Source organism: Kosmotoga sp. (assembly GCF_982836095.1).
This window is the reverse complement of the sequence record NZ_CEYIHJ010000179.1, coordinates 1-3,611: the sequence shown is the minus strand read 5'-3', so window position 1 is coordinate 3,611 and position 3,611 is coordinate 1. Positions and strand designations below refer to the sequence as shown.

The window sequence follows — 3,611 nt, the reverse complement described above, 5'->3', positions numbered from 1 at the left end:
ACCTCAGTGCTTCTGAAATGCCAAATCCCTCATCAAGAAGCAACGCCACTATTTCTCGTTGCCTGGATGCACTACTGTTTTTTTTAATGTCTCAATGACGATCGTCTGTTTCCCGATTACCTTGAAATTGTTGTTTCATTAGTTAGTGATATAAAAATGTTTCAGATTTCTTTTAAAACTTCTTGGCAGTATGTAATGCAACGCGTTTCATCTTGAGATATACTCTTTGTGAAGGTTGTGAAATATATACATGACTATTTTTTGATGCGCTCATAAAAACCTTTACTTTCACCAACATAATGGCTTTTCTTTCTATGGAAAAACGCTGAAAAGAGTAGGGTGATACTTCTATAATGCTTCTTGTGTTCAAAAGATTTGCTGAACTTCTTTAGCTAACCTTCCAAACTGCTTTAGGAGGCGAGAAAATGAAATCCGTTGTTATTATCATAATATGCCTGGCTTTTTTAGCTGGGTGCAATGTGATGGACAGTTCAGGTACGGAAGACTTCAAACTGCTTGCAGAAGAACCGGCAAGCATTATAATTGAAGTCCTAAAGGTAGAAGCAACACTAATGGAAAATGGAAAAGAAGTAATTGTTGCAGATTGCTGGGAGGATATAGATATTCTAAACGATGCGGAAATAAATAAAATGGTTCATTATGTGGCTATGAACATTGATGCAACCCTGACGAATATATTCTTCCACACCGGGGAAATTACACTCACAGCGATCGAGATCCCTTACACTTGTAAAATTCCATCCGGGAAACTCCATATCAATCTCCCTGTTATGTCTGTTAAAACGCTCCGACAGGTAAGATTTTCTTATGATGTGGAATATCGCCACCCAACCGATGAGAAATACATTGTCGAACCCGTAATAAAAATCATTGAGGTCATTCCAAACAGTCCTCCTTATATTTGCGATCGTTCTCCATTGGATGGGGCTGTAGATGTCCTGTGTGAAGATAACATGTCCTGGGCATTCAGCGATCCTGATGGAGATATCTTGATATATGATGTGTATTTCGGCACAAACCCAACTCCAACACTTTCAGCATCAGAAATTGTTGATACGTATTATGCTCCAAGCGAGATAAATGGCCACACAACGTACTACTGGAAAGTAGTTGCCAGAGATGGTTGGGGAGGAGAGACTGAAGAACCTGTCTGGAGTTTTACAACCGCTAGCCGACCTCCTGAGATTTCTATACCTGATCAATGTATATACGAAAATGAGACCCTTACTCTTAACCTGCTTGTTTACGCCTCCGATCAAGATGATGACCCATTGAGTTTCATCTTACTGAGTGGAGTTGGAAATATGACAGATGCAACATACACCTACAGCCCCGATTATGATGCATCTGGAACACATGAAGTTGAAATTGAAGTAAGCGATGGATGGGGTGGAAATGCAACAAACACATTTATAATAACGGTTATAAACGTCAATAGAGCACCTTTAATCCCATCATATCCTTCACCAGAAAATGGAGAAGTTGACGTCTCTCTCGATATCACCCTTTCATGGAAATGTGGTGACCCCGATGGAGATTCCTTGACGTATGATGTGTATTTTGGCTCTAGTTCAACTCCAGCACTTGTAGCGTCTGATATCGTATCACCAGAATACAATCCAGGTATTTTAGATGCCAATACAACTCACTACTGGAAAATAGTTGCTAAGGACGGGAAAGAAGAAGCTGAAGGGCCTCTCTGGAGTTTCAAGACAATACTTCCAAACCGTCCACCCGAAATCCCGCTCTTGATTCTTCCAGAGAACGAAAGCACTGTAAGTGGACCAGAGGTGGAGTTCCTATGGGAATGTATTGACCCGGACGGCGATCCGTTGTTGTATGATTTCTACCTCGCGCCAGAGACTGAGCCTTTTGAATTACCGTATTTAATGGATTACCCGGAAAATCACCTTCTTATTTCTGTTGAAGAGCTTCCACCTGAGTTTGAAACCTGGCGCTGGAAGGTAGTTGCCAAAGATGGAAAGGGTGGAATGAGCGAAAGTGAGACCTGGATGTTTACAGTTCTTCATGAACCTCCTCTAATAGACATTTGGGGAGGGTATGGGTCTGAACCCGGGCAGTTCAATGAACCTGTGGGAATATGTATTGATACAGAAGGCTATTTCTATGTAGCAGACTCCTGGTTTGAACCGGACTATGGGAACCACCGCGTGCAGAAGTTCTTTCTTGATGGCACGTTTTTCACTATGTGGGGAGAAGGTTGGCAACCCGATTATGTATTAAAAGCTCCTTTTGATATCGAAGTGGATGGACGAGATCTTGCCTATGTAATAGATACTGTTGAGTGTAAAGTCAAGATATTCAAATCTCCTCCTGGAGATACGGAGGTGCGGTTCGTCCAGGAGTTTGGTAAACCCGGCGAAGAATTAGGCGAATTCATGAGGCCTATGGGAGTTGCTATAGGAGACGAACCTGAAAATCTAAGGACTGTATATGTAGCAGATACAGAAAACCACCGCATTCAAAAATTCACATTAGATTGGTTGTATGAGCCTCCGATTTTCAAGATCATTTCTGTTATTGAATGGGGAGGTTTTGGCTCCGGTCCCGGGCAGTTTATTTCTCCACATGGTATTGCTGTTTATAGAGATCTCGTATTTGTAGCTGATGAAGGCAACTGCAGAATTCAAGTCTTTAATAATTTTGGTGAATATCTCTACGAATGGGGAGAACCCGGTGAAGGTCCCGGGCAATTTGTGTCTGTATGGGGAATAGCTGTCTCTCCAGATTGGAGCTTAAATCCATTAGTATATGTAACAGATCCTCTAAGTGGTAGAGTGCTTGTATTTACCATAGAAGGTGAATTCATCACGCAATTTGGTAGATGGGGAACTGCTCCAGGCGAGTTTAGAGATCCATTTGGAGTTGCCGTTGATTATGAGGGATTCATCTACGTTGCTGATACGGGAAATCAAAGAATACAAAAGTTTGCACCAATCTGGTGATTTTTAAGGTAAATTTTGAAATTGGCTCGTTCATGATATAATTTTTAAAACATTTCGAGGAGTGAGATGATGAAAAAACTCTCTTTTAACGAGTCAAAAAAGCTTTTTTCTTTTCTTTCCAGAGAAAAGGAATATAACCTTTTCATAATTGGTGACATAGAAAACACAAGCCCCGATGCCGATTATATGGAAATCTTCATAGATGGGGAGTTGGAGCAGCCAAAAGGGGTGCTTATGAGGTATTACAAATTCTTTGTTATCTATTCACCGGATGAAATGGATTATAAATCTGCTGCTGAAATAATTAGGAGTTTCAAACAGGCAATGATCTTGAGTGGAAAAACAAGTTGCATAGATAAAATAACCCCTTATTTGAAAGACATGATAAAGGAAGAATCAAAAATGCACTTTGCGGTGCTTAAAGAGCCAAATTTGGATTATTGTGGCCTTCCCGTAAGGAGGGCATCGATTGAAGACGCCGGGCAGTTGCTCGATTTACTCAACTCAATTGAAGAGTTTTATGTAACAGATGAAGAGTCATTTAATGAATCATTGAAAAAGGGCACCACGAGGCGTTATGTTGTTGAAAAAGATGGAAAGATAGTTTCAACTGCTGCAAGCACT

General features: G+C 40.8%; 2 protein-coding genes and 1 pseudogene. 2 read left to right on the top strand and 1 reads right to left on the bottom strand.

Annotated elements, in window-relative coordinates; genetic code table 11:
• Positions 1 to 123 (bottom strand): annotated as a pseudogene (locus AC3LHT_RS09630) (IS3-like element ISKol7 family transposase); the annotation flags it as partial.
• A gap of 302 nt (positions 124 to 425) precedes the next feature.
• Between AC3LHT_RS09630 and AC3LHT_RS09625 the strand changes: the two are divergent.
• Both AC3LHT_RS09625 and AC3LHT_RS09620 read left to right on the top strand, forming a co-directional pair.
• Positions 426 to 2,987, top strand: a complete 2,562-nt coding sequence (locus tag AC3LHT_RS09625; RefSeq protein WP_488662736.1) for a 6-bladed beta-propeller — start codon at positions 426 to 428, stop codon at positions 2,985 to 2,987.
• Between the two features lie 69 nt (positions 2,988 to 3,056).
• Positions 3,057 to 3,611 (top strand): GNAT family N-acetyltransferase (locus tag AC3LHT_RS09620; protein WP_488662735.1); only part of this gene is annotated, 555 nt, incomplete at its 3' end.